Source organism: Cellulosimicrobium marinum (assembly GCF_020551945.1).
Lineage (GTDB): Bacteria > Actinomycetota > Actinomycetes > Actinomycetales > Cellulomonadaceae > Cellulosimicrobium > Cellulosimicrobium marinum.
On record NZ_JAJBZH010000002.1, the window covers coordinates 439,669 to 460,861 of the forward strand.

The 21,193-nt window shown below is 76.0% G+C and carries 24 protein-coding genes; 9 read left to right on the forward strand and 15 right to left on the reverse strand.

Annotated elements, in window-relative coordinates:
• Positions 1–14: 14 nt before the first annotated feature.
• Positions 15–590: a ribonuclease H family protein gene (locus LGQ04_RS05850; protein ID WP_229242762.1), complete on the reverse strand. Its 576-nt coding sequence runs from the start codon at positions 588–590 to the stop codon at positions 15–17.
• A gap of 244 nt (positions 591–834) precedes the next feature.
• Between LGQ04_RS05850 and LGQ04_RS05855 the strand changes: the two genes are divergently transcribed.
• Positions 835–1,581, forward strand: coding sequence for a DedA family protein (locus LGQ04_RS05855; protein ID WP_229242763.1), 747 nt, complete (start codon positions 835–837; stop codon positions 1,579–1,581).
• Here the strand turns inward: LGQ04_RS05855 and LGQ04_RS05860 are convergent.
• Entirely contained in the window at positions 1,524–1,895 is a 372-nt protein-coding gene (locus tag LGQ04_RS05860; protein ID WP_229242764.1) for an FKBP-type peptidyl-prolyl cis-trans isomerase, read from the reverse strand. The genes LGQ04_RS05855 and LGQ04_RS05860 overlap by 58 nt on opposite strands.
• Before the next feature lie 182 nt (positions 1,896–2,077).
• Between LGQ04_RS05860 and LGQ04_RS05865 the strand changes: the two genes are divergently transcribed.
• The 3 genes from LGQ04_RS05865 (at position 2,078) to LGQ04_RS05875 (ending at position 6,088) form a co-directional block, all read left to right on the forward strand.
• Positions 2,078–3,187 carry a VIT1/CCC1 transporter family protein gene (locus LGQ04_RS05865; RefSeq protein ID WP_372469975.1) on the forward strand — a complete coding sequence of 370 codons (1,110 nt, stop codon included), beginning with the start codon at positions 2,078–2,080 and terminating at the stop codon, positions 3,185–3,187.
• A 102-nt stretch (positions 3,188–3,289) separates the two neighbouring features.
• Positions 3,290–4,519 (forward strand): hypothetical protein, encoded by a 1,230-nt coding sequence (locus LGQ04_RS05870; protein ID WP_229242765.1) that lies wholly within the window; start codon positions 3,290–3,292, stop codon positions 4,517–4,519.
• Between the two features lie 78 nt (positions 4,520–4,597).
• Positions 4,598–6,088 carry a hypothetical protein gene (locus tag LGQ04_RS05875; RefSeq protein WP_229243043.1) on the forward strand — a complete coding sequence of 497 codons (1,491 nt, stop codon included), beginning with the start codon at positions 4,598–4,600 and terminating at the stop codon, positions 6,086–6,088.
• Between the two features lie 72 nt (positions 6,089–6,160).
• Here the strand turns inward: LGQ04_RS05875 and LGQ04_RS05880 are convergent, their stop codons facing one another.
• On the reverse strand, positions 6,161–7,543 hold the full coding sequence (locus LGQ04_RS05880; RefSeq protein WP_229242766.1) for a GntP family permease: 1,383 nt from the start codon (positions 7,541–7,543) through the stop codon (positions 6,161–6,163).
• Positions 7,544–7,583: 40 nt separating this feature from the next.
• The gene (locus LGQ04_RS05885) at positions 7,584–8,081 is read right to left on the reverse strand and encodes a gluconokinase (RefSeq protein ID WP_229243021.1); all 498 of its coding nucleotides are present in this window, start codon (positions 8,079–8,081) and stop codon (positions 7,584–7,586) included.
• A gap of 241 nt (positions 8,082–8,322) precedes the next feature.
• Here LGQ04_RS05885 and LGQ04_RS05890 point away from each other — a divergent pair, with 241 nt between their 5' ends.
• The gene (locus LGQ04_RS05890) at positions 8,323–9,009 is read left to right on the forward strand and encodes a FadR/GntR family transcriptional regulator (RefSeq protein ID WP_229242767.1); all 687 of its coding nucleotides are present in this window, start codon (positions 8,323–8,325) and stop codon (positions 9,007–9,009) included.
• Between the two features lie 72 nt (positions 9,010–9,081).
• Here the strand turns inward: LGQ04_RS05890 and LGQ04_RS17680 are convergent, their stop codons facing one another.
• The 3 genes from LGQ04_RS17680 to LGQ04_RS05910 form a co-directional block, all read right to left on the reverse strand.
• Positions 9,082–11,268, reverse strand: coding sequence for an ABC transporter permease (locus tag LGQ04_RS17680; RefSeq protein WP_308016356.1), 2,187 nt, complete (start codon positions 11,266–11,268; stop codon positions 9,082–9,084).
• A 166-nt stretch (positions 11,269–11,434) separates the two neighbouring features.
• Entirely contained in the window at positions 11,435–12,238 is an 804-nt protein-coding gene (gene modA, locus LGQ04_RS05905; protein WP_229242768.1) for a molybdate ABC transporter substrate-binding protein, read from the reverse strand.
• Positions 12,235–12,639: a TOBE domain-containing protein gene (locus LGQ04_RS05910; RefSeq protein WP_229242769.1), complete on the reverse strand. Its 405-nt coding sequence runs from the start codon at positions 12,637–12,639 to the stop codon at positions 12,235–12,237. The genes modA and LGQ04_RS05910 overlap by 4 nt, the downstream gene beginning before the upstream one ends.
• A gap of 99 nt (positions 12,640–12,738) precedes the next feature.
• On the opposite strand from LGQ04_RS05910, the gene LGQ04_RS05915 reads away from it, so the two are divergent.
• On the forward strand, positions 12,739–13,296 hold the full coding sequence (locus LGQ04_RS05915) for a GNAT family N-acetyltransferase (protein ID WP_229243023.1): 558 nt from the start codon (positions 12,739–12,741) through the stop codon (positions 13,294–13,296).
• Here LGQ04_RS05915 and LGQ04_RS05920 read toward each other — a convergent pair.
• The 3 genes from LGQ04_RS05920 to LGQ04_RS05930 form a co-directional block, all read right to left on the reverse strand.
• Positions 13,265–13,702: a VOC family protein gene (locus LGQ04_RS05920; protein ID WP_229242770.1), complete on the reverse strand. Its 438-nt coding sequence runs from the start codon at positions 13,700–13,702 to the stop codon at positions 13,265–13,267. The genes LGQ04_RS05915 and LGQ04_RS05920 overlap by 32 nt on opposite strands.
• 115 nt (positions 13,703–13,817) lie before the next feature.
• A complete protein-coding gene (locus LGQ04_RS05925; protein ID WP_229242771.1) occupies positions 13,818–14,351 on the reverse strand; it encodes a DoxX family protein in 534 nt (177 codons plus the stop codon).
• A gap of 128 nt (positions 14,352–14,479) precedes the next feature.
• Positions 14,480–15,613, reverse strand: coding sequence for a 3-keto-disaccharide hydrolase (locus LGQ04_RS05930; protein WP_229242772.1), 1,134 nt, complete (start codon positions 15,611–15,613; stop codon positions 14,480–14,482).
• Between the two features lie 94 nt (positions 15,614–15,707).
• Between LGQ04_RS05930 and LGQ04_RS05935 the strand changes: the two genes are divergently transcribed.
• Entirely contained in the window at positions 15,708–16,217 is a 510-nt protein-coding gene (locus LGQ04_RS05935) for a MogA/MoaB family molybdenum cofactor biosynthesis protein (RefSeq protein ID WP_229242773.1), read from the forward strand.
• A 26-nt stretch (positions 16,218–16,243) separates the two neighbouring features.
• Here LGQ04_RS05935 and LGQ04_RS05940 read toward each other — a convergent pair whose 3' ends face one another.
• The 5 genes from LGQ04_RS05940 to LGQ04_RS05960 form a co-directional block, all read right to left on the reverse strand.
• Positions 16,244–16,480: a MoaD/ThiS family protein gene (locus LGQ04_RS05940; RefSeq protein ID WP_229242774.1), complete on the reverse strand. Its 237-nt coding sequence runs from the start codon at positions 16,478–16,480 to the stop codon at positions 16,244–16,246.
• A 1-nt stretch (position 16,481) separates the two neighbouring features.
• Positions 16,482–16,766 carry a DUF6457 domain-containing protein gene (locus LGQ04_RS05945; RefSeq protein WP_229242775.1) on the reverse strand — a complete coding sequence of 95 codons (285 nt, stop codon included), beginning with the start codon at positions 16,764–16,766 and terminating at the stop codon, positions 16,482–16,484.
• Entirely contained in the window at positions 16,763–17,413 is a 651-nt protein-coding gene (gene mobA / locus LGQ04_RS05950; RefSeq protein ID WP_229242776.1) for a molybdenum cofactor guanylyltransferase, read from the reverse strand. Before mobA ends, LGQ04_RS05945 begins: the two co-directional genes overlap by 4 nt.
• The gene (moaC, locus tag LGQ04_RS05955; protein ID WP_229242777.1) at positions 17,410–17,880 is read right to left on the reverse strand and encodes a cyclic pyranopterin monophosphate synthase MoaC; all 471 of its coding nucleotides are present in this window, start codon (positions 17,878–17,880) and stop codon (positions 17,410–17,412) included. The genes mobA and moaC overlap by 4 nt, the downstream gene beginning before the upstream one ends.
• A 156-nt stretch (positions 17,881–18,036) precedes the next feature.
• Positions 18,037–19,359, reverse strand: coding sequence for a molybdopterin molybdotransferase MoeA (locus LGQ04_RS05960; RefSeq protein WP_229242778.1), 1,323 nt, complete (start codon positions 19,357–19,359; stop codon positions 18,037–18,039).
• 113 nt (positions 19,360–19,472) lie between these two features.
• Here LGQ04_RS05960 and LGQ04_RS05965 point away from each other — a divergent pair, with 113 nt between their 5' ends.
• Together LGQ04_RS05965 and LGQ04_RS05970 are read left to right on the forward strand one after the other, a co-directional pair.
• Positions 19,473–20,222: a PAS domain-containing protein gene (locus LGQ04_RS05965; RefSeq protein ID WP_229242779.1), complete on the forward strand. Its 750-nt coding sequence runs from the start codon at positions 19,473–19,475 to the stop codon at positions 20,220–20,222.
• A gap of 40 nt (positions 20,223–20,262) precedes the next feature.
• Positions 20,263–21,123, forward strand: a complete 861-nt coding sequence (locus tag LGQ04_RS05970) for an SDR family oxidoreductase (protein ID WP_229242780.1) — start codon at positions 20,263–20,265, stop codon at positions 21,121–21,123.
• The last annotated feature ends 70 nt before the right edge of the window (positions 21,124–21,193 follow it).

Genomic DNA, 21,193 nt, shown 5'->3' on the forward strand with positions numbered 1-21,193 from the left:
CCCGCCGCCGACGGTCAGTCGAACAGGGTGTCCATGTCCCACGAGCGGTCCGCGGCGGCGGTGCGCGACGTCGCGGGGACGGCGGCCTGCGACCCGCGGCCCGACGCGGCGCCCGGGCCGCCCAGCTCCGGGACGAGCGTGCCGTCGACGTCGCCGCGTCCCGCGGCCCAGTCCTGCGCGGCGAGCCCGGCGAGCTGGTCGGCCCGCTCGTTGAACGGGTCGCCCACGTGCCCCCGCACCCACCGGAACCGGACCGGGCCCGCGCGCTCGGTGATGGCACGGTCGATCGCCCGGACCAGCTCGAGGTTCTTCACCGGCTGCCCGCCGGCCGTCCGCCAGCCCTTGCGCTTCCACGCGACGACCCACTCGGACGCGCACTTGATCGCGTACTGCGAGTCCGACTCGATGAGCAGGGGCTCGGCGCCGGGATGGGCCCGCACGGCCTGCAGGAGGGCCGTGAGCTCCGCGACCTGGTTGGTGCCGCTCGCGGCTCCACCGGAGTCGAACGCGCCGTCGTGGTTGATCCACGCCCACCCGATGGCGCCACCGGGGTTGCTCAGGCACGACCCGTCGGTGCTGACAGTGATCACTGCGCTCCTCGATCCACTGTGCGTCTCGATGACGCACCCTCGCGCCGGCGGCGGCGCGGGGGCGACTACGTCGACCCATTCTCCCCTGTCCGGGGACGTGCCCGGTGCACCGTCCGCGCGTCGGGCCCGAGGCGTCCCCGGGCGGGCAGGCGGGTGGAGGCGCGGTGCGGTCGGGGTCGCCTCAGGGGCGGACCGGGGGGTTACCCCATGGTGCGCCGCCGCCCGGGCACCGACGCTGGGAGGCATGGTCGCGGGGGTCGTCGAGATGTGGCGCGGGGTCGAGTCGTGGTTGCTCGCGCTCGTCGACTCCGCGTGGGCCCTGCCGGCGCTGTTCGGCGCGACCGCCGTCGACGGGGTGTTCCCGCCCGTGCCCGGCGAGACGGTGGTGGTGCTGCTCGCCGTGGCCGCGCAGTCCGGCGGCGGCGTCGCCTGGTGGCTCGTCGTGCTCGTCGCGGCGCTCGGGGCGTGGTGCGGCGACCAGCTCGCCTACGCCCTCGGCCGCGCCGTGGGGACGCGCGGGCTGCCCGCGCTGCGGGGCTCTCGCGGCACCCGTGCCGTGGCCTGGGCGGCACGCTCCCTCGACCGGCGTGGCGCGGCCGTCGTGCTGGGCGCGCGGTTCGTGCCCGTGGGCCGGACGGCCGTCAACGTCACCGCCGGTGCGGTCCGGTTCTCCCGGCGCCGGTTCATGGCGCTCTCGGCGGTCGCGTCGGCGGGCTGGGCCGCGTACACGTTCGCGGTCGGCACGTTGGCCGCACGCTGGTTCGACGGCAACCCGCTGCTCGCCGTGGCCGTCGGTGTCGCGGTCGGGACGGTCGTCGGGGTCGTCGTCGACCGCGTCGTCGCGGCGTGCTCGGGGTGCAGGGGACAGGACGCGGCGCGAGGGGCGGCACGGCCCCCCCCCCGAGCCGCGCGCCCGCGAGGTGAGGACCGCGGTCAGGAGACGCCGAGCAGGTCGATGACGAAGATCAGCGTCTTGCCCGACAGGCGGTGACCGCCGCCCGCGGGACCGTAGGCGAGCTCCGGCGGGACGACGAGCTTGCGGCGCCCGCCGACCTTCATGCCGGGGATGCCCTGCTGCCAGCCCGCGATGAGGCTGCGCAGCGGGAAGTTGATGGACTGGCCGCGGTTCCAGGAGGCGTCGAACTCCTCGCCGGTCTCGTACTCCACGCCGAGGTAGTGCACGTCGACGGTCGACCCGGCGGCGGCCTCCGGGCCGTCGCCGACGACGAGGTCCTCGACGACCAGCTCGGTGGGTGCGGGGCCCTCGGGCGCGTCGATCTCGGGACGTTCAGGCTGTGTGCTCATGGCGTCGATCCAACCACGACGACCGCCGGTCCACCGAGCGCTCGAGCCGCGCCGGGCCCTCGGGCCCCGGGCTCCGTGACCCCGGGTCGCCGGGCTCCCGGACGGTCGGGCGACGGCACCCCGCCGCGCGGACGTTCGGTGGTGCGAAACACGCGGGGCGTGGAAATCGCCATGATGGGGACGTGTCCACGTCTCCGCCCACTCCCACGCACACGCCTGGGGCCGACCCGCCGCCCGCCCCGCGCGACCTCCGCCGCTGGCGGCGTTACCTGGCCGACGAGCGTGCGGAGGCGGCGTCGTACCGCGACCTGGCGAGCCGGCGCACCGGCGAGGAGCGCGAGATCCTCCTCGCGCTCGCCGACGCGGAGAAGCGGCACGAGCAGCACTGGCTCGACCTCCTCGGCGACGACGTCGGCAAGCCGCTGCGCGGGGACTGGCGCACGCGGACCCTCGGGTGGCTCGCGCGCCGGTTCGGGGGCGTGTTCGTCCTCGCGCTCGCGCAGCGGGCCGAGGCGCGCTCCGCGTACGACACCGACGCCGACGCGACCGCGACGATGGCGGCCGACGAGCGCATCCACGAGGAGGTCGTGCGCGGTCTCGCGACGCGCGGCCGCAACCGCATGTCGGGCACCTTCCGCGCGGCGGTGTTCGGGGCGAACGACGGGCTCGTGTCGAACCTCGCGCTCATCCTCGGCATCGGCGCGTCGGGGGTGTCGAACCAGACCGTGCTGCTCTCGGGGCTCGCGGGGCTGCTCGCGGGCGCGCTGTCCATGGGCGCGGGGGAGTACGTCTCCGTGCGGTCCCAGCGGGAGCTGCTCGACGCGTCGACGCCCAGCCCGCAGGCGTCGGCCGCGCTCCCCGACCTCGACGTCGACGCCAACGAGCTCGCCCTCGTCTACCGGGCGCGCGGCATGGCCGCCGAGGAGGCGGAGGCGCACGCCGCCGAGGTGCTCGCGACGCACGACGCCCGCACCGTCATCGCCCCGGCCGCGGGTGACGACGACCACGAGACGCACGGGACGGCCGTCGGTGCCGCGGTCTCGTCGTTCGGCTTCTTCGCGTCGGGCGCGCTCGTCCCCGTCCTGCCGTACCTCCTCGGGATGACCGGCCTCGCTGCGGTGGCCGTCGCGTCGGGCCTCGTGACCCTCGCGCTCCTCGCGACCGGCGCGACGGTGGGCCTGCTGTCCGGGACCTCGCCCGTGACGCGCGCGCTGCGGCAGGTCGCGATCGGGCTGGGAGCGGCCGCGGCGACCTACGCCCTCGGGCTGCTGTTCGGGGCAACCGTCGGGTGAAATCGGGCATCCGGGTGGTGAGGGCCGCCCGACTGTGCGTACGGTGACGACCGACCGGCGAAGCGGCCGGTCGTGCAGCTCGCACCGACATGGGGGACGGTCATGGACCGCACGCAGGAGCAGGGCAGGCGCGCAGGCGCGCGCCGCTGGCTCGTGCGCGCCGCCCTCGCGGTCGGTGGCGCGGGGGTCGGGACGGTGCTGGCCGTCGCCGCGGCCCACGGCGCCGCCGCGGCGGAGCGCGACCCTCTGGGCGACCTGCTCGCACCCGTGACGTCGACGGTGCAGGGCGTCGTCGAACCGGTGGTGGAGCCGGTGGTCGACGACGTGGTGAAGCCGGTCGTCTCGCGTGTGGTGGAGCCGGTCGTGGAGCGCGTCGTCGAGCCGGTCGTGGAGCCCGTGGCCCCGGTGGTGGAGGCGGTCGCCGAGCCGGTAGCCCCGGTGGTCGAGCCGGTCGTGGAGCCCGTGGCCCCGGTGGTGGAGGCCGTCGCCGAGCCGGTGGCCCCCGTGGTGGAGGCCGTCGCCGAGCCGGTGGCGCCCGTGGTCGAGGAGGTCGCGACGCCTGCGACCCCCGTGGTCGAGTCGGTGGTGGAGGTCGTCGAGCCCGTCACCACCCCGGTCGCGGACGCCGTGACGCCGGCCGTGACGCCCGTCCTCGAGGCGCTCGCCCCCGTTCTCGACCACGTCGTCCGCGCGACCGCGCCGCTCGCCCCGGTGACGCACCCCGTGCTGGACGCCCTCGCGCCCGTCACGGAACCGCTGGCGCCGGTCCTCGACCCTGTTCTCGGCCCGGTGACCGGGCCGTTGGCCCCCGTCGAGCCCCTCGCCCCGATCCTGCCCGCGCACCCTGACGGCGACGAGCCCGACGGCGCGGTCCGACCCGGCGAGGACGGCGCACCCCCGGGCATGGTCGCCCCTACCGGCGCCCCACCGGGCGGTCCGGTCCGTGCGGCCGACGGCGCGTCGCCGCCCCCGACGGCCGCCTCGCCGTCGAGCCCGGGCGGGCCCGGCGCGCCGACGTCCTCGCAGAGCTCGCAGGGCCGTGTGACGGCGTTCGCGACGACCGCCGTGCAGGGCGACGGCCCGGTGGGCACCGAGGTCGCCACCCCGTCCGTCCAGCCGTTCGGCACGACTCCCGGCGCGCCCGCCGACGGCACGCTCGGCGCGGCCCCCGCGCCCTCCGGCGCGTCGTCCCGCTCCGGCGGTTCCGCGGCGGACGCGGCGCTCGTCGGCGACGCCGGGCTGCGCGCTCCCGACTCGTGGGCCGTCGTCGTCGACGACGCACGGTCCGCGCACCCGTCGACCTTCTTCGACGTCCCCGTCTCGCCTGCCTGAGGCGGTCGCCCCGCGCCCCGAGCGCGGCACGCGACCTGGCGCTCTCGCGCCACCACCTCAGACAGGAAAGAGCTCATCATGCACACCTTCGTCCGGCGTGCGCTGCGCACAGCGCTCGTCACAGGCGGCCTGCTGGCCGCAGGGGCCGGAGCGGCCCACGCAGCCGAGGGAGACCTCCTCGGCGACCTCGGGATCGACGTCGCGGTCGACGCTCGGCTGAGCGACGTCGCGGACGGTCTCCCCGACATCGACGTCGACGTCCCCGTGGACGTCCCCGTCACCGTGTCCGACGTCGCGGTCGCCGTCGTCGGGGACGCGCAGGTGGCCCCGGCACAGGCGGCCGCCCCGGCGCCCGCCCAGGACGCGGCCCCGGCCGCCGACACCGGGCCGGCACCGACCGAGGCGCCGGCCGAGGCGCCGGCCGAGGCGCCCGCCGACATCGACGTGGACGTGCCCGTCACGGTCCCCGTGGACGTCTCGGGCGTCGCCGTGGGCGTCCTCGGCGACGCGTCGGTGGAACGGCCCAGCGAGCCGGCCGCGGCCCCGCAGGACCAGCCGACGGCACCCGCCGAGCCTGCGGACGGGACGTCCGCCGGCACTCCGGCGGACGTCGACGTGGACGTCCCCGTGACCGTCCCCGTGGACGTGTCCGACGTCGCGGTGGCGGTCCTCGGGGACGCCGCCGTGTCGTCCTCGGGTGACGCCGAGACGCCGTCCGCCCCGGCGTCACCGAGCCCTTCGGTGCCGGTGGACGGGATCGACGTCGACGTGCCGGTCACCGTCCCGGTGGACGTGTCCGACGTCGCGGTCGGCGTGATCGGTGACGCGACCGTGGGCTCGGGCTCGGGCTCGGGCTCGGGCTCGGGTGACGGGACCGGCAGCGGCACCGGCGGTCTGCTGGACGACCTGCTCGGCGACGACGGGCTGGTCGACGACCTGCTCGGCGACGACGGGCTGCTCGGGAACGACGGGCTGCTCGGCGGCGACGGGACCGCCACGGACGGCCTGCTGGACGGCGTCCTCGGTGACGAGGGCCTGCTCGGTGCGCTGCCGGACGTCGACGTCGACCTCCCGGTGACGGTGCCGGTCGACGTCTCCTGCCTCGGTGTGGGCCTGCTGGGCGACGCGACCGCGGACTGCGCGGCCGCCGTCGTGCCGACCGACCCGACGGACCCGACCGACCCGACGGATCCCACGGACCCGACGGACCCGACGGACCCGACGGACCCGACCGACCCGTCGGACCCGACGGAGCCGACCGAGCCGACCGAGCCGACCGAGCCGACCGAGCCGACGGACCCGGCGGGGCCGGGAGTGACGGTCGTGCAGGTCTCGAACCCCACGACCGCCTCGGCGGGGGCTCCGGGCGCGTCGGCGCACGGGGCGGGCGTTTCGGCGTCCGCGCCGTCGTCGCTCGCGGTGACGGGTGCGGGCGGTGACGTCGGCCTGCTCGTCATGGCGGCGCTGCTGACGCTCGTCGGGCTCACGCTGCGGCGGCTGCGTCCGCGCAAGCGGCTCGCGGACCGCGACGCCTACACGCCGGTCTTCACGGGCGGCGACAGGGCCTGACCGGGGTGCCGGGCGGCGTCGCGCACGAACTGGTGCGCGACGCCGCTCCGGCGCGCCCGCGGGGTGGTCCCCCTAGGCGACGGCGAACACGAGCGCGGCGATGGCGAAGCCCATGACGCCGATGGCGGTCTCCATGACGGTCCAGGTGCGCAGCGTCGTCTTGACGTCCATGTCGAAGAACCGGCCGACGAGCCAGAACCCGGAGTCGTTGACGTGGCTGAGCACGACCGACCCGGCGGCGACGGCGACGACGATCGCCGCGAGCTCGACCGGGTTGAACGACCCGGCCTCGACCGCGGGGGCGATGAGCCCGGCCGCGGTGGTGAGCGCGACGGTGGCGGAGCCCTGCGCGACGCGCAGGATCGCGGCGATGAGGAAGCCCGCGACGATGACGGGCAGCCCGACGTCGCCGAGCACGTCCGCGAGCGCGTCGCCGATGCCGGTGGCGCGCAGCACGCCGCCGAACATGCCGCCGGCGCCCGTGATGAGGATGACGGAGCACACGGGGCCGAGCGCCGAGTCGAGGGTCTTCTCGAGGGCGGTGCCGCTCACGCCGCGGCGTCGGCCGAGGACCCACGACGCGACGAGCACGGTGATGAGCAGGGCGACGGGCGTGGCGCCGACGGCGCGCAGCGCCTGGACCACGGGGTTCTCCCGGTCGACCACGCCGGCGGCGCCGAGGGCGTCGAGGCCGGTGTTCGCGAAGATCAGCACGAGCGGCAGGAGCAGGATCGCGACGACCGTGCCGAACGACGGCGGGTTCTCGAGCTGGTCCTCGTCGGCCTTGCCGAGGATGGACGGGATCGGGAGGTCGATGCGCTTGCCGACGAACCGGGCGAACAGGTAGCTCGTCACGTACCACGTGGGGATCGCGACGACGAGGCCGAGGAGGATGACGACGCCGACGTTCGCGCCGAGGAACTCCGTCGCCGCGACCGGTCCGGGGTGGGGCGGCACGTAGATGTGCATGACGGAGAACGCACCGGCGACGGGCAGGCCGTAGAGCAGGAGCGAGCCGCCGAGCCGGCGACCGACGGAGAACACGATCGGCAGCATGACGACGAGGCCGGCGTCGAAGAAGATCGGGAAGCCGAAGATGAGGGAGGCGAGCCCGAGCGCGAAGGGCGCGCGCTTCTCGCCGAACTTCCCGATGAGGAAGTCCGCCATCACCTGGGCGCCGCCGCTCGTCTCGACGAGCCGGCCGAGCATCGCCCCGAGGCCCACGAGGAGGGCGACGGTGGCGAGCGTCGTGCCGAACCCGGCGGTGAGCACCTCGACCACCGAGCCGGTGGGGATGCCCGCGACGAGCGCGGTGAGGAGGCTCACGAGGATGAGCGCGACGAACGCGTGCAGCTTGAGCTTGATGATGAGGAAGAGCAGGAGCGCGATGGCGCCCGCGGCGATCGCGAGCAGCGGGCCCGCGGTCAGGGTCTGGGTCCAGTCCTCGGGGGGCATGATGTCTCCGTCGACGGTCGGGGATGGGGGGCGGCAGGCGTCAGCGGGCCTGGGGCCCGCGCAGGTGCGTGCGGGCGAGGATCTCGTCCACGAGCTCCTCGGGCGGGCGGGCGACGTCGAGCGTGAGGCCGCGCTCGTCGTCGGCCAGGGGTTCGAGCGTGGCGAGCTGCGACGGCAGGAGCGACGTCGGCATGAAGTGGCCGCTGCGGTGCTCCATGCGGTCGGCGAGGAGCTCGGCCGACCCGTCGAGGTGGACGAAGCAGACCTGGCCGCGCGCGGTGCGCAGCAGGTCGCGGTAGGAGCGCTTGAGGGCGGAGCACGTGACGACGCCGGACCGCCCGGCGTCGGACTCGGCGCTGAGCCAGTCGCGGATCGCCTCCAGCCACGGCCAGCGGTCCTCGTCGGTCAGGGGGGTGCCTGCGCTCATCTTCTCGATGTTGGCGGCGGGGTGGAACTGGTCCGCCTCCGCGTAGGTGAGGCCGAGGCGGTCGCCGAGCAGCGTGGCCACGGTCGTCTTGCCGGATCCGGCGACACCCATGACGACGAGGTGCTCCGGCGGGTGCTCGGACCGGGGGCCGGTGTCGGCGTGCGGGGGCGTGGTGGTGTCGGGTGCGTCGTCGCGTTCCGTGCTGTCCATGCGGGGTCCTGTCGGTCGGGCCGACGTCGTCCGGGTGACGTCGGTGTCGGGCGCGGCCGTCGCGCCGTCTTCGAGGATGCCTGATTGATAACACCATTGGCAAGCGATTGATAGCACCTTTGAGCCGCACTAGGCTCGCGGCATGACGACGACGGTCCTGCACACCACCGTGCTCGACACCCTCGGTCGTCGCATCACCAGCGGCGACGCGCCCGCCGGGACGTCGCTCACGCTCGACGCGATCGGCGCCGAGTTCGGCGTCTCCCGGACCGTCGCGCGCGAGGCCATGCGCCTCCTCGAAGGGCTCGGGCTCGTCCGGTCCGGGCGACGCGTCGGGATCGTCGTGCGCGGCATCGACGACTGGAACGTCCTCGACCCGCGCGTCATCCGCTGGCGCCTCGACGGCCCCGGGCGCGACGCCCAGCTGCGCACCCTCACCGAGCTCCGGCACGCCGTCGAACCGCTCGCTGCCGCGGGCGCCGCGCAGCACGCGACCCAGGACGTGCGCGACGAGCTCGTCGCGATCGCCGCCCGCATGCGCCTCCTCGGCGAGGCCGGGGACCTGGAGGAGTTCCTCGACCTCGACGTGCGCTTCCACGAGCTCCTGCTGCGCTCCAGCGGCAACGAGATGTTCGGCGCGATCGCCGGCGCCGTCGCCGCCGTCCTGTCCGGCCGCACCCACCTCGGCCTCATGCCCGCGTCCCCCGTGCCCGAGGCCCTCGACCAGCACGAGGCCGTCGCACGCGCCGTCGCCGCCGCCGACCCCGACGCCGCCGAGGCGGCCATGACCGCCATCGTCGGCGAGGTCCGCCGGTCGCTGCCCCGGTAGCGCGAGGGAGGACGGTGGTTCACCGGGACGTCGACCGCGCGTGCTCCGCCGCGACCTGGGACCTCCCCGCGTTCAGCGCGGGTGGACGCGGACCTCGGCGGCCTTGACGACGAACCAGACCCGCTCGTCGGGGGCGAGCCGGAGCTCCGCGACGGCGCGCGGTGTGAGGTCGGCGGCCAGGTGCGGGGCGTCGTGCCCGACGGCGGTCGTCGCCCGCGCGGACCGGTCGCCCGTGCCCTCGCCGACCACGCGCCCCCACACGCGCAGCAGCGGGCCGTGCGGCTCGACGCTCCTCACGACGACGGGGTAGGCGTTGCGCGGGCTGCCCTCGGGCGTCGCCCGGTGGACGGCGACCGTGCGCGGCTCGAACACCGCCACCGCACCGTCCCCGACGGCCAGGTGCTCGCCCGCCGTCCCTCGCACGTGGACCCCCGTGCCGTCGACGGCGAGCGTCGTCTCGGCCTCGGCCTCGGCGGCGCCCGGCTCGGTCGGTGCGACGTGCGCGACGTGCCCGCTCAGAAGGTTCACGCCCGCGAGGCGCGCGGCGAACCGCGAGCGCGGGCGGGAGAGCACGTGGTCCACGGGGCCGTCCTCGACGACCCGCCCGTCCTCCAGCACGACGACGCGGTCCGCCAGGAGCAGGACGTCGAGCAGGTCGTGGGTCACGAGGACGGTCGTGCACGGGCGGTCCCGCTGCGCCCGGTGCAGCGCCGACCGCACGTGCTGCGCCACCGCGACGTCGAGCGACGCGAGCGGCTCGTCGAGCAGGAGCACGCGCGGGTCCGTCGCGAGCGCGCGGGCGATCGAGACGCGCTGCGCCTGCCCTCCCGAGAGGTCGGTGGCCCGCCGGGACGCGAGCCCGGCAGCGCCGACCCGCCCGAGCGCGTCCCTCGCCTCGTGCCGCGCCCGGTCCCTCGGCACGCCCCGCGCCCGCAGCCCGAAGGCCACGTTCTCCTCGACCGTCAGGTGCTCGAACAGCAGCGGGCGCTGGCTCAGCCACGCGACACGGCGGCGGTGCACGGGGACGTGCGTGACGTCGTCGTCCCCGATCACCACCCGCGCACCGCGCGCGTCGCCCGCGGCGAGCAGGCCCGCGACGACCTGCACGGCGGTCGACTTGCCCGCACCGTTCGCCCCGAGGAGCGCGATCACCTCGCCGGGCGCGACGTCGAGGTCCACGTCGAGCCCACGGCCCGGCACCTTCGCGCGCAGGGTCAGGGCCGGGGGTGGTGTGCGCGGCGTCCGTCTGGGCTCCGCGGCGGCTGCGCCCGAGGGGCTCGGGCTACCCTCCGGAGCCCTCGTTCCTCGGGCTCCTCCCGCCAGGCCCACCACGCCCTTCGCCTCCTCGGGCGCAGCCGCCGCTCGGCGGTTCCGTCCAGCGGGTGAGTCGGCCTGCTCGGGCGACGCTGCGGCGTCGGGCACGGCCCGTGGTCTGCGCGCGCCGGGACGCGGTCCACCGGGACCGCCGAGGACGCGCGGGCCGTGGACGGCCGCGGTGACGACGACCGCGACGACGACGAGCACGAACGACAGCGCGACGGCGGCGTCGGGGTCGGCGCTGCGCTGGAGGTAGATCTCGAGCGGGAGGGTCTGGGTCACGCCCTGGAGCGCGCCGGCGAACGTGATCGTCGCGCCGAACTCGCCGAGGGCGCGCGCGAACGCGAGCACCGAACCCGACAGCAGCGCGGGCAGCACGCGGGGGAGCGTGACGCGCCGCAGGACCGTCGTGGGACGGGCGCCGAGCGTCGCGGCGACGTCCTCGAACCGGGTGTCCTGCGTGCGCAGCGCACCCTCCAGGCCGAGGACGAGGAACGGGAGCGCGACGAACGTCTGCGCGAGCACGACGGCGGCCGTGGTGAACGCGATCTCGACCCCGAGCACGTCGAGGTGCTGCCCGATCAGCCCGCGCCGCCCGAACGTGTACAGCAACGCGATGCCGCCGACCACCGGCGGGAGCACGAGCGGCAGCAGCACGAGGGCGCGCACGACCCGCTGCCCCGGGAACGTGGTGCGGGCGAGCACGAGCGCCATGGGCACGCCGACGAGCACGCAGCACGCGGTCGCGGCGAGCGCCGTGCGCAGCGACAGGCTGAGCGCGTCGAGGGCCGTCGGGGAGGTGAGCAGCGACCAGAGCCCGCCGGCGCCGTCGGGGCCGGGGGCGACGTCGACCCGCAGGACCATCGCGACGAGCGGCGCCACGACGAACAGCGCCCCGAGCGCCGCCGGCGCGAGCACCCATCGCGGCAGGGTGCGTGTCATGCGCCGCTGCGCGGCCCGCGCGCGCCTACGCGTGAACCACGCGCGGACCGTCGGCAGTGCGCGTATGTCCCAACGGTCCGCGCGTCACGGACGGCACCGCGACCAGATGTCCCGACGGTCCGCGCGTGGTTCACGCGTAGGCGCGACGCCCGCCGCAGGCGCACCGTCACGGCGTGCCGAACCCTGCCGCGTCGAGGGCCGTGCGGCCGGTCTCGCCGGTCACGAGCTCGACCCACGCCCGCGCGAGGTCGACCTGCTCCGGTCCGCGGTCGGCGGCCGCGGCGACGACGGCGACCGGGTACGTGTTGAGCGCCGCGTCGGTCTCGGGGACGTCGACGACCTCGACGGCGTCTTCCGCGAGGGTCGCGTCGGTGACGTAGGCGAGGCCGGCGTCGGCCTCGCCGGCGGTGACCTTGCCGAGCACGTCGGTGACGCTGGCCTCCTCGCTCACGCGGTGGACCGGCACGCCCGCGGCCCGCTCGACGGTGTCGGTCGCGGCGCCGCACGGCACCTGCGGCGCGCACACGACGACGGCGACGTCCTCGCGCGCGAGGTCGGCGAACGTCGCGACGCCCGCCGGGTTGTCGGGCGGGGTGACGATCGTCAGCGTGTTCGTCGCGAACGGGACCGGGTCGGTCGCGTCGCCCGCGTCGACCACGCGGTCCATGGTGCGTTCGTCCGCGGACGCGAAGACGTCGGCGGGCGCGCCCGCGAGGATCTGGTCGCCCAGGTCGGACGACCCGGCGAACGACAGGGTGACGGTCACGCCGTCGTGCTCCGCCTCGAACTCGGCGGCGAGGTCGGTGAACACGTCGCGCAGCGATGCCGCGGCGAGCACGGTGAGGGTGCGCTCGCCGGTGCCCGACGCCGCGCCGTCGCCCCCGGTGCCCGTCGCGCCGCACGCGGTGAGCGCCAGGGCGAGCGTCCCGCCGAGCACGGCGACCGGCGCCACCCGGGGGAGGTGCCTCACGCGGTGCCCCCCGGGGTCTCGACGATGACGTTCGTGGCCTTGACGACGGCGACGGCGAGGCTGCCGGGCTCGAGCCGCAGCTCGCGGACGGCCTCGGTGCTCATGAGGGACACGACGCGCTGGCCGCCGGACAGCATCTCGACCTGGGACATGACGCGGTCGCTCACCACGTCGGTGACGAGCCCGACGAACCGGTTCCGGGCGGAGCGGGTCACGCCGGACGGGTCGGGGGTGGGGCGTGCGTGGGTCGCCGCGAGGCGCGCGAGGTCGGCGCCGTCGACGACCTTGCGCCCGGCGTCGTCGGCGTGCGCGTCGAGGTCGCCGGCGTCGACCCAGCGGCGCACGGTGTCGTCGCTGACGCCGAGCAGGTCGGCGGCTTCCTTGATCCGAAACTGCGGCATGAGAGACACCTTAGTGCCGCATCTGCGGAACCGTGGATCAGGTCGTGGCGGGCGTCGTGGCAGGCTCTGACCGTGACCGGCACCAGCATCCCGACGTCCGTGCGCGTGGCGTTCGAGGACCCGACCGCCCCCGACGTGCTCGCGCTCCTCCAGGAGCACCTCGACGAGATGCGTGCGACGTCGCCGCCCGAGAGCGTGCACGCGCTCGATGTCGACCGCCTGCGGGTCCCCGGGATCGCGTTCGTCACCGCGCGGGACGCCGACGGCACGCTGCTCGGGTGCGGTGCCCTCAAGCAGCACGCGGACGGTCTGGGCGAGCTCAAGTCGATGCGGACGGCCGCGTCGGCCCGGGGTCGTGGCGTGGCGGCGACGGTCCTCGGCTTCCTGCTCGACGACGCGCGGCGGCGCGGGACGACGCGGGTGAGCCTGGAGACCGGGGTGGAGGACCTCTTCGCACCCGCGCGTCGGCTCTACGAGCGGCACGGGTTCGTCGCGTGCGCGCCGTTCGCGGACTACACGGACGACCCGAACAGCGTGTTCCTCACGCTCACGCTCACGAGCGGATCGGGCGGTCCGGGCGGACCGGGCGGTCCGGAAGGCCCGGAAGGTCCGGGAGGGACGGACGTCAGGACGGCCGCAGCGCCTGGGCGAGCATGACGATGATGCCGCTCGGGCCGCGCACGTACGTGAGCCGGTAGGTGTCCTCGTAGGTGCCGACGCCGCGGAGCGGGTGGCAGCCGTGGCGCGCGGCGATCTCCAGCGCGGCGTCGAGGTCGTCGACGGAGAACGCGACGCGGTGCATCCCGATCTCGTGCGGGCGCGTGGGCTCCGTCTCGATCGCGTCGGGGTGCAGGTACTCGAAGAGCTCGATCGTGCCCTGCCCGTCGGGGGTCTGGAGCATGGCGATCTTCGCGTGGTTGCCGTCGAGCCCGACGGCGGTGTCGGCCCACTCGCCGCTGATGGTGTCCCGACCGACGACCCTGAGGCCGAGGTCGGTGAAGAAGGCGATCGCGGCGTCGATGTCCCGCACGGCGATGCCGACGTTCTCCAGCCGGACGGTCATGCGACCCATGCTAGCGAGCGGCTCCGGACGGCGAAGGACCCCGTGACCGGTGTCGGTCACGGGGTCCTCGGGTCGTCGCTCCCCCTGCACGGGCGGGCCTGGGTCCGCCGGGGGGTCATGCGTCGCGCGTCATCCGGGCGCCGAGGGCGACGGCGGCCACGACGGCCGCGCCGGTGACGAGCACCGCGTCCTTGAGGACGTACTGGCCCATGAGGGTGACGCCGTCGCCGAAGAGCTCGCCCGCGAACAGCACGAGCGGGGAGAGGATCCCGACGAGCGCGACGCCGAGGGCGACGAGCCCGGTCTTGAGGAGCCGTCCCGTGACGAGCGTGAGGCCGATGAACACCTCCAGCACGGCGGTGAAGATCACGGCGGCGGTGCCCCCGACGATCCCGAACGTCAGCGTCTCGACCGTGCGGGCCGCGATCGACTCCGCGGGGCTCGCGCCGGGGAAGAACTTCAGGACCCCGAACCCGAGGAACACGAGTCCGAGAGCGACCCGCAGCGCTGGGACGGACCAGCGGGTGAGGAACGTCGCGAGGGTGGCGATCGCGGTGTCGGCGACGCGGGCTGCGGTCTGCAGCGGGCGGACCGACGGTCCGCGGAACGCGCGGGGCGGCGTGACCGGCGCGGGGTGGGCAGTGGACATCGTGCTGTCTCCTTCGTGGGTGGTGCGGCCGGAGGTGGCCGCTCCAGGAAGGAGCGTCGGTCGCGCGCCACGATGCACGGTGGCGCAGATCTCACCCGCTCGGTGTCGGCGGCGGTGGACCGTCCGCGTCAGCCGCAGTCCGCGGCCTCGTACGGGGTCGGCACCGACTCGGGCTCGCCCGCGCCGTCGTCCACGAGGAGCGTCACCGACCCGGCCGGCACGGACGCGGACCGGGTGCTGAACGACTGGTAGGCGCTGCGCCCGGGGGCGAGGCCGTCGACGGTGCGCTGCCCGGCGTCGGTCCGGAGCGTCACGTCGACCGGGTCGTCGCCGACGTTCTCCGCCCGCACGGCGAGGTGCGCGGTCCCGGCGAGGCAGCGGACGTCGACCTGCGTCGTCACGGGCGGCAGTTCGCGCACCCGCACGTCGCGGTACGACACGACGTCGGGCGCCGACCCGTGCGCCTGCACGCCGACGTAGCCGACGAGGCCGCGGCTGCTCGAGTCGGGGTCGTTCGGGCGGCCGGGGAAGGGCACGCCGGGCAGGTTCTCGTACTCGTTGATGACGACGCCGTCACGGATCACCGTGTAGTGCTGCCCGACGACGCGCACCTCCAGCTCCGTCCACGTCCCCTTGGGCACGGGGTTGGCCCGGTCGAGGCCGATGTCGGCGAAGCCGTACACGGAGCCGGTCTTGCGCGGGTCGTTTGAGCCGGACTCGGGGGAGTCGTTCACCTGGATCTCGTGGCCGCAGTTCACCGCGATCCACGACAGGTTGTTCGTCTCGTTCCCGTTGAACGTCGTCGGGCAGCCCTCGACGGGGCCGGACAGGTCGGGGAAGCGGACCTGGACGCCGCTGTTGCCCCGCAGGTCGCCGGGCGCGTCGTCGCGGAGCTGGACCTTGAGGGAGAAGTCGCCGTACTGCCGCACGGGGTACCAGAGGGTGCCGAAGCCGCCGCCCTCGCCCGCCCGGCTGCGCATGGTGCCGTCGTCCAGGAGGTCGAAGCCGCCCTGTCCGGCGTACTCCCACGCGTCGAACGACTCCTGCGTGCCGTCGAAGATCACCTCGTACCCGGCGTCGTCGACCTCCCCGGTCGCCTCCGCCGGACCCGGCGCCAGGTCCGAGGTCGAGCCCGGGACGAGGGCGGACGCGGGTGCCGCGAGCCCGACGACGAGCGCCGCGGCGCAGGCCCCGGCGAGACGTCGCGCACGACGGTGGTGGTGGGTGGTGGACGGAGAGGTGTCGGGCAGGGCGGGGCGCATCGGAACTCCTTCGTTCGACGGTCGGACAGCCGCACGTCCACCCTAGGCACGGTTGCCCGCGGCTCTCAACGGCTGGCGCGGGTAGCGTGCGGCCATGACCACCCCGCCGCCCGTGCCCGACGTGACCGTCGCCGTCGTCACCGTCTCCGACCGCTGCTCGCGCGGCGAGGCGCAGGACCGGTCCGGCCCGCTCCTCGTGGGCCTGCTGCGCGAGGCGGGGTACGACCGCGTCGAGGCACGCGTGGTGCCCGACGGCGCGGAGTCGGTGCGCGACGTGATCCTCGCCGTCCTGGCCGACGGCGCGCGCGTCGTCCTCACGACGGGCGGCACCGGGGTGGGGCCGCGCGACCTCACGCCGGAGGGGACGCGGCTCGTCGTCGACCAGGAGGTGCCGGGCGTCGCCGAGGAGCTGCGTCGACGGGGAGCCGCGCACGTGGCGGCGGCGGTGCTCTCGCGCGGCACGGCCGGGACGGCGCTTGGCCCGGCCGGGCGGGCGTTCGTCGTCAACCTCCCCGGGTCCACGGGGGGCGTGCGCGACGGGTGGGCCGTGCTCGCCCCGCTCCTGCCGCACGTCGTGGCGCAGCTCGACGGCGGCGACCACTGACGGTCGACCGGTGACGGGGCCGTGCGTCAGCCGCCCGCGAAGGGCGGCAGCACGTCGACGAGCGTGTCGGGGCCGACCGGTGCCGCGTCGTCGGCGGCACGCACCCCGCCGACGAGCAGCGAACAGCGCGGCAGGACGTCGTGCAGCGCCGGGTGGTGGGCGACGAGCGCGGCGTGCAGCTCGCCCACCGTCGCCGCCGCCACCGACTCCGACTCCACGCCCGCGGCCTCGCGGGCCCCGGCGAAGTACCGCACCGTCGCCACGTCAGCCCTCCCCGGGGGCCGTGCCGGGCAGCTCGGGCTCCGGCGTCCACGCGAGCGCGAGCTCCGTCGCCCGCTCCACGACGTCCTCCACCGCGTGGTCCGTGCCCTCGCCCCGCGCGACCCCGGCCACGTATCCGGCGACGAACGTCGTCAGCGGCGCGGCGGGCCGTTCGACGTTGTGGGCGGCGTCGCGCGCGAGGGCGAGGATCGCGCCCATGTCGACGGCGTCCCGGTCGAGGCCGAACTCGTCGACGAGAGCGTCCACCCAGCGTTCGAGGTTGGTCATCGCGGCCTCCTGTGCTCTGCGGCGCGGGTCTGCTCGTCGGCATCCTGCCACGTGTCGACGTCGTCCGTGACCCCCTCGCGGTCCTCGACGTGCACGGCCGCGAGCGCCCCGAGGAGGCGGTGCGCGGGTGCGCCGTCGAGCCCGCCGTCGGTGCGCAGCCGCTCGACGGCCGCGGCGAGCGCCCGGCGCCGGTACAGCCCGACGAGCCACTGGTCGCGTCCGTCGCGCACCGCGCGCACGGCCTCGACGCGACCGTCGACCGGCTGGTCCGCACGGGCCGCCGCGGCGAGGAGTAGGGGCACGGCGTCGCCCGCGCGCGGGACGTCGCAGGCGAGCACGAGCACCCAGGCGGGGGGTGCGCCGTCGGGCACGGGGGCCGCGTCGAGCGCGGCGAGCCCGGCGGCGATCCCCGCGGCGGGACCGCCGAACGGCGGGTCCTCGCGAGCCAGCAGGTAGCGCGCCGGGTCGGCGAGCGTGTCCGGACCGACGACGACCCGCGCCCGGGCGCCGGCCGTCGCCGCGAGCGCGTGCTCCAGCAGGGGGCGCCCCGCGACGACCAGGCCCGGCTTCGGCACGCCGAGGCGTCGCGCGCGCCCGCCGGCGAGGACGACCGCGTCGTGCGCGGGGGCGCCGCCGGGACCGGTCACGGCGTCCGGTGCCAGTCGCCCGACTTCCCGCCCGTCTTCGCGACGAGGCGCACGTCGGTGAGCTCGACCGCCTTGTCGAGGCCCTTCACCATGTCGACCACCGCGAGCCCCGCGACGGCCACGGCCGTCAGCGCCTCCATCTCGACGCCCGTGCGGTCGGCCGTGCGGACCGTCGAGGTGACGTCGACGCCGTGATCGCCCACCGCGAGGTCGACGGTCGCGCCGTGCACCCCGATGACGTGCGCGAGCGGCAGCAGCTCGGCGGTGCGCTTGGCCGCGGCGATCCCCGCGACGCGCGCGACGGCCAGCACGTCGCCCTTGGGGACGGCGCCGTCGCGCAGCGCTGCGACGACGGCCGGCGGGCAGCGCACCACGCCGGTCGCGGTCGCGGACCGGACCGTCGGCCGCTTCTCGGTGACGTCCACCATGCGCGCGTGACCGCGCTCGTCGAGGTGCGTGAAGCTCATGGGCCCACTCTTCCACGTGGGGCTCTCTCCCCCCGCCGTGCCGAGGACGAGGTTGCTCGCCGTCGAGCACGGTCCTGATGCCGGAATCGGGCGCAGAACGACAGCAAGCCCGTGGTCGGCGGACGCGGTGTCGGTCAGTCGAACATCAGGAGCAGGTCAGCGCAGCAGGAGGACGCGCACCGCGTCGCCCGGCCCGACGGCGCTGACGTCGGCCGGGACGACGGCGACCGCGTCGGCGTGCGCGAGCGCCGAGACGCGGTGCGACCCCGAGCCGCGGCCCCCGGTGGCGCGCGACGCGAGGAGGACGCGCGCGTCGTCGGGCCCGGCGTGCCGCACGAGCACGAGCTGCTCGCGGCCGGCGGGCGACGGCCACCCCTCGCCCGCGACACGCGTCACCAGCGCCGGCCGGGGGTCGGGCACGCCGCGCAGCCGGTCGACCACGGGGCCCACGAAGAGCTCGGACGACACGAACGCGCTCACCGGGTTGCCCGGCAGCGCCAGCCACGGCACGCCGCGCCAACGTGCGAGACCCTGCGGCCTGCCGGGCTGCATCCCGACGGCGACGAGGCGGTCGTCGTCCACGGCTCCCGCCCAGGGCGTGCCCGCGCGCGCCGCCGGGTCGAGCAGCGCGCGCACCACGTCGAACGCCCCCGCGCTGACCCCGCCCGTCGTGACGACGAGGTCCGCGGGCGCGCGGACGCCGTCGGGCCACGTCGAGGAGAGCGCGACGTCGTCGAGCGCGGCGGCCAGCGCCTGCGGGGTGTCGCCGACCGCGCCGCGCCGCACGACGTGCGCACCGCGGGACCGGACCACGGCGGCGAGGAGGACCGAGTTCGAGTCGGGCAAGGACCCGGGGCCGGGGTCGACGCCCGCGGGCACGAGCTCGCTGCCCGTCGACAGCACGGCGACGCGCGGCGGCCGGTGCACGGGCAGCACGCCGTGCCCCGCCGACGCCGCGACAGACACGTGCCGGGCCGCGAGGACCGTGCCCGCCGTCAGCACCACGTCGCCCCGCCGCAGGTCCTCGCCGCACGGCCGCACGTGGTCCCGGCGCACCTCGGCCGTCGGCAGCGTGACGTGCGCCGGGGCGCCCGCGCCGGGGGCGAACCGCACCGCCGACGTCGCCTCCACCGGCACGACGGCGTCGCACCCCGGGGGGAGCGGCGCGCCCGTCATGATCCGCGCCGCCTCACCGGGCCCGACGCGCGGGACGTCGCCCGACCCCGCCGGCACGTCGGCGACCACGCGCAAGGTCACGGGCGCCGGCGGCGACGCGTGCGCCACGTCGACCGCCCGCACCGCGAACCCGTCCATCGCGGCGACGTCCGCCGCGGGGGCGTCGAGCCGGGAGGCCACGTCGCGGGCGAGCACGTGCCCCGGTGCGACGTCCAGCGGCACCTCCACGACGCCCGACGGCACGACCAGGGCCAGCACGTCCGCCAGGTGCTCGTCGACACGACGGCGCTCGCGGGAGGTCATGGCCGAACGCTACCGAAGCGGCCACGGTCCGGATGCCGTTCCTCCGGCGCTCGGCTAGGTTGGTCGCGGAGTCAAGAAGCGGCCCGAAACCCCCTGGATCCAGGAGGACTGACATGGCCTCGAGCTCCGTGACCACCGACAGCGCCGCGCCGACGACGCCCGTCCGCCCCGCCTCCCTCGCCGAGGTGCTGGCCGTGGGGACGCACCTGCTCGTGGGGCAGTACCGGGTCGAGCTCGCGTCCGGCACCTGGTGGTGGTCCGACGAGGTGTACACCATGCACGGCTGGGAGCCGGGCGACGTCGAGCCGGGCCTCGACGCCCTGCGCTCCCGCAAGCACCCGGACGACCGCTCGCGCGTCGTGCGCGCCGCGACCGAGTCCCTGCGCTCCGGCCGCCCCTTCTCCTGCTCGCACCGCATCGTCGACGGCCACGGGCGCGCCCGCTCCGTCGTCGTCACGGGGCAGGGGCGCCGCGACGAGCGCGGCCGTGTCGTCGAGATCGCCGGGTACGTCGTCGACGTCTCCCCGGTGCACCGCGAGGTGCTGGACCGGGAGGCGAACCGGGCCGTGTCCCGCGCGTTCGTCAGCGCGGCGGCCGTCGAGCAGGCCAAGGGCGTGCTCATGGCCGTCCACGGCGTGGACGACGTGGCTGCCGCGCACCTGCTCGCCGAGGCCGCGGGCGCAGCCGGCGTCCCCGTGCAGGAGACCGCCGCGCAGGTCATGAAGGCGCTCACGAAGGCCGGGGGAATCGGCCCCACCGCCGACGCGACGGTCGCCGGGGCGATCGCCGCCGTCAAGCCCGTCGCCCGGCCGCACGCCCACGAGGCGCAGCTCGCGCGGCGTCGCGAGCCCGCGCGCCGTTGACCCGCCGACAGGTACCGCAGAAGCAGAGGAGGAGAACCTGATGACCGACGACACCGCCTTCCCCGCCCAGCAGCAGGAGCCTCCCGGTCTCACCGCGCCGATGGAGCCCGTGCCCGACCACGGCGAGACCTCGTACCGTGGTTCCGGTCGCCTCGACGGGCGCCGGGCGCTCGTCACGGGCGGCGACTCCGGCATCGGCCGGGCCGTCGCCATCGCGTTCGCGCGCGAGGGCGCCGACGTCGCGCTGTCCTACCTGCCCGAGGAGCAGGAGGACGCCGAGGAGACCGCCCGCTGGGTGCGCGAGGCAGGCCGCACCGCCGCCCTGCTGCCCGGCGACATCACCGACGAGGGCACCGCTCGCGCCCTGCCCGGTCGCGCCGCCGCCGAGCTCGGCGGCCTCGACGTCCTCGTCAACAACGCCGGGTTCCAGATGGCCCGGCGCGACTCCTTCGAGGACGTCACGACGGACGAGATCGACCGCGTGCTCAAGACGAACCTGTACGCGCTGCTGTGGATCACGCAGTCCGCGCTGGAGCACCTCGGCGAGGGGTCGTGCATCGTCAACAACTCGTCGATCCAGGCGTACCAGCCGTCCACCTCGCTGCTCGACTACGCGTCCACCAAGGCCGCGATCAACAACCTCACGGTCAACCTCGCGGCCGAGCTCGGGCCGCGCGGCATCCGGGTCAACGCGGTCGCCCCGGGACCGATCTGGACCCCGCTCCAGCCGGCGACCCAGCCCGCGGAGAAGATCGAGGCGTTCGGCCAGGACACGCCCCTCGGTCGTGCGGGCCAGCCCGCGGAGGTCGCACCTGCGTTCGTGTTCCTCGCCTCGCCCACCGACGCGAGCTACGTCTCCGGGACGGTGCTCGGCGTGACGGGGGGCAAGCCCGTGTTCTGACGTCCACGACCCCCTGGGCGGCGCGCACGGCCGGATCGGCCGTCCGGCCGCGCGCCGCACGGGGAGGCAC

Coding starts and splice junctions, on each gene's coding strand:
- LGQ04_RS05855 (WP_229242763.1), top strand. CDS start 835: ATGGTCGCGGGGGTCGTCGAGATGTGGCGCGGGGTCGAGTCGTGGTTG.
- LGQ04_RS05860 (WP_229242764.1), bottom strand. CDS start 1,895: ATGAGCACACAGCCTGAACGTCCCGAGATCGACGCGCCCGAGGGCCCC.
- LGQ04_RS05870 (WP_229242765.1), top strand. CDS start 3,290: ATGGACCGCACGCAGGAGCAGGGCAGGCGCGCAGGCGCGCGCCGCTGG.
- LGQ04_RS05875 (WP_229243043.1), top strand. CDS start 4,598: ATGCACACCTTCGTCCGGCGTGCGCTGCGCACAGCGCTCGTCACAGGC.
- LGQ04_RS05880 (WP_229242766.1), bottom strand. CDS start 7,543: ATGCCCCCCGAGGACTGGACCCAGACCCTGACCGCGGGCCCGCTGCTC.
- LGQ04_RS05885 (WP_229243021.1), bottom strand. CDS start 8,081: ATGGGTGTCGCCGGATCCGGCAAGACGACCGTGGCCACGCTGCTCGGC.
- LGQ04_RS05890 (WP_229242767.1), top strand. CDS start 8,323: ATGACGACGACGGTCCTGCACACCACCGTGCTCGACACCCTCGGTCGT.
- LGQ04_RS17680 (WP_308016356.1), bottom strand. CDS start 11,268: ATGACACGCACCCTGCCGCGATGGGTGCTCGCGCCGGCGGCGCTCGGG.
- LGQ04_RS05910 (WP_229242769.1), bottom strand. CDS start 12,639: ATGCCGCAGTTTCGGATCAAGGAAGCCGCCGACCTGCTCGGCGTCAGC.
- LGQ04_RS05920 (WP_229242770.1), bottom strand. CDS start 13,702: ATGACCGTCCGGCTGGAGAACGTCGGCATCGCCGTGCGGGACATCGAC.
- LGQ04_RS05925 (WP_229242771.1), bottom strand. CDS start 14,351: ATGTCCACTGCCCACCCCGCGCCGGTCACGCCGCCCCGCGCGTTCCGC.
- LGQ04_RS05930 (WP_229242772.1), bottom strand. CDS start 15,613: ATGCGCCCCGCCCTGCCCGACACCTCTCCGTCCACCACCCACCACCAC.
- LGQ04_RS05935 (WP_229242773.1), top strand. CDS start 15,708: ATGACCACCCCGCCGCCCGTGCCCGACGTGACCGTCGCCGTCGTCACC.
- LGQ04_RS05945 (WP_229242775.1), bottom strand. CDS start 16,766: ATGACCAACCTCGAACGCTGGGTGGACGCTCTCGTCGACGAGTTCGGC.
- moaC (WP_229242777.1), bottom strand. CDS start 17,880: ATGAGCTTCACGCACCTCGACGAGCGCGGTCACGCGCGCATGGTGGAC.
- LGQ04_RS05960 (WP_229242778.1), bottom strand. CDS start 19,359: ATGACCTCCCGCGAGCGCCGTCGTGTCGACGAGCACCTGGCGGACGTG.
- LGQ04_RS05965 (WP_229242779.1), top strand. CDS start 19,473: ATGGCCTCGAGCTCCGTGACCACCGACAGCGCCGCGCCGACGACGCCC.
- LGQ04_RS05970 (WP_229242780.1), top strand. CDS start 20,263: ATGACCGACGACACCGCCTTCCCCGCCCAGCAGCAGGAGCCTCCCGGT.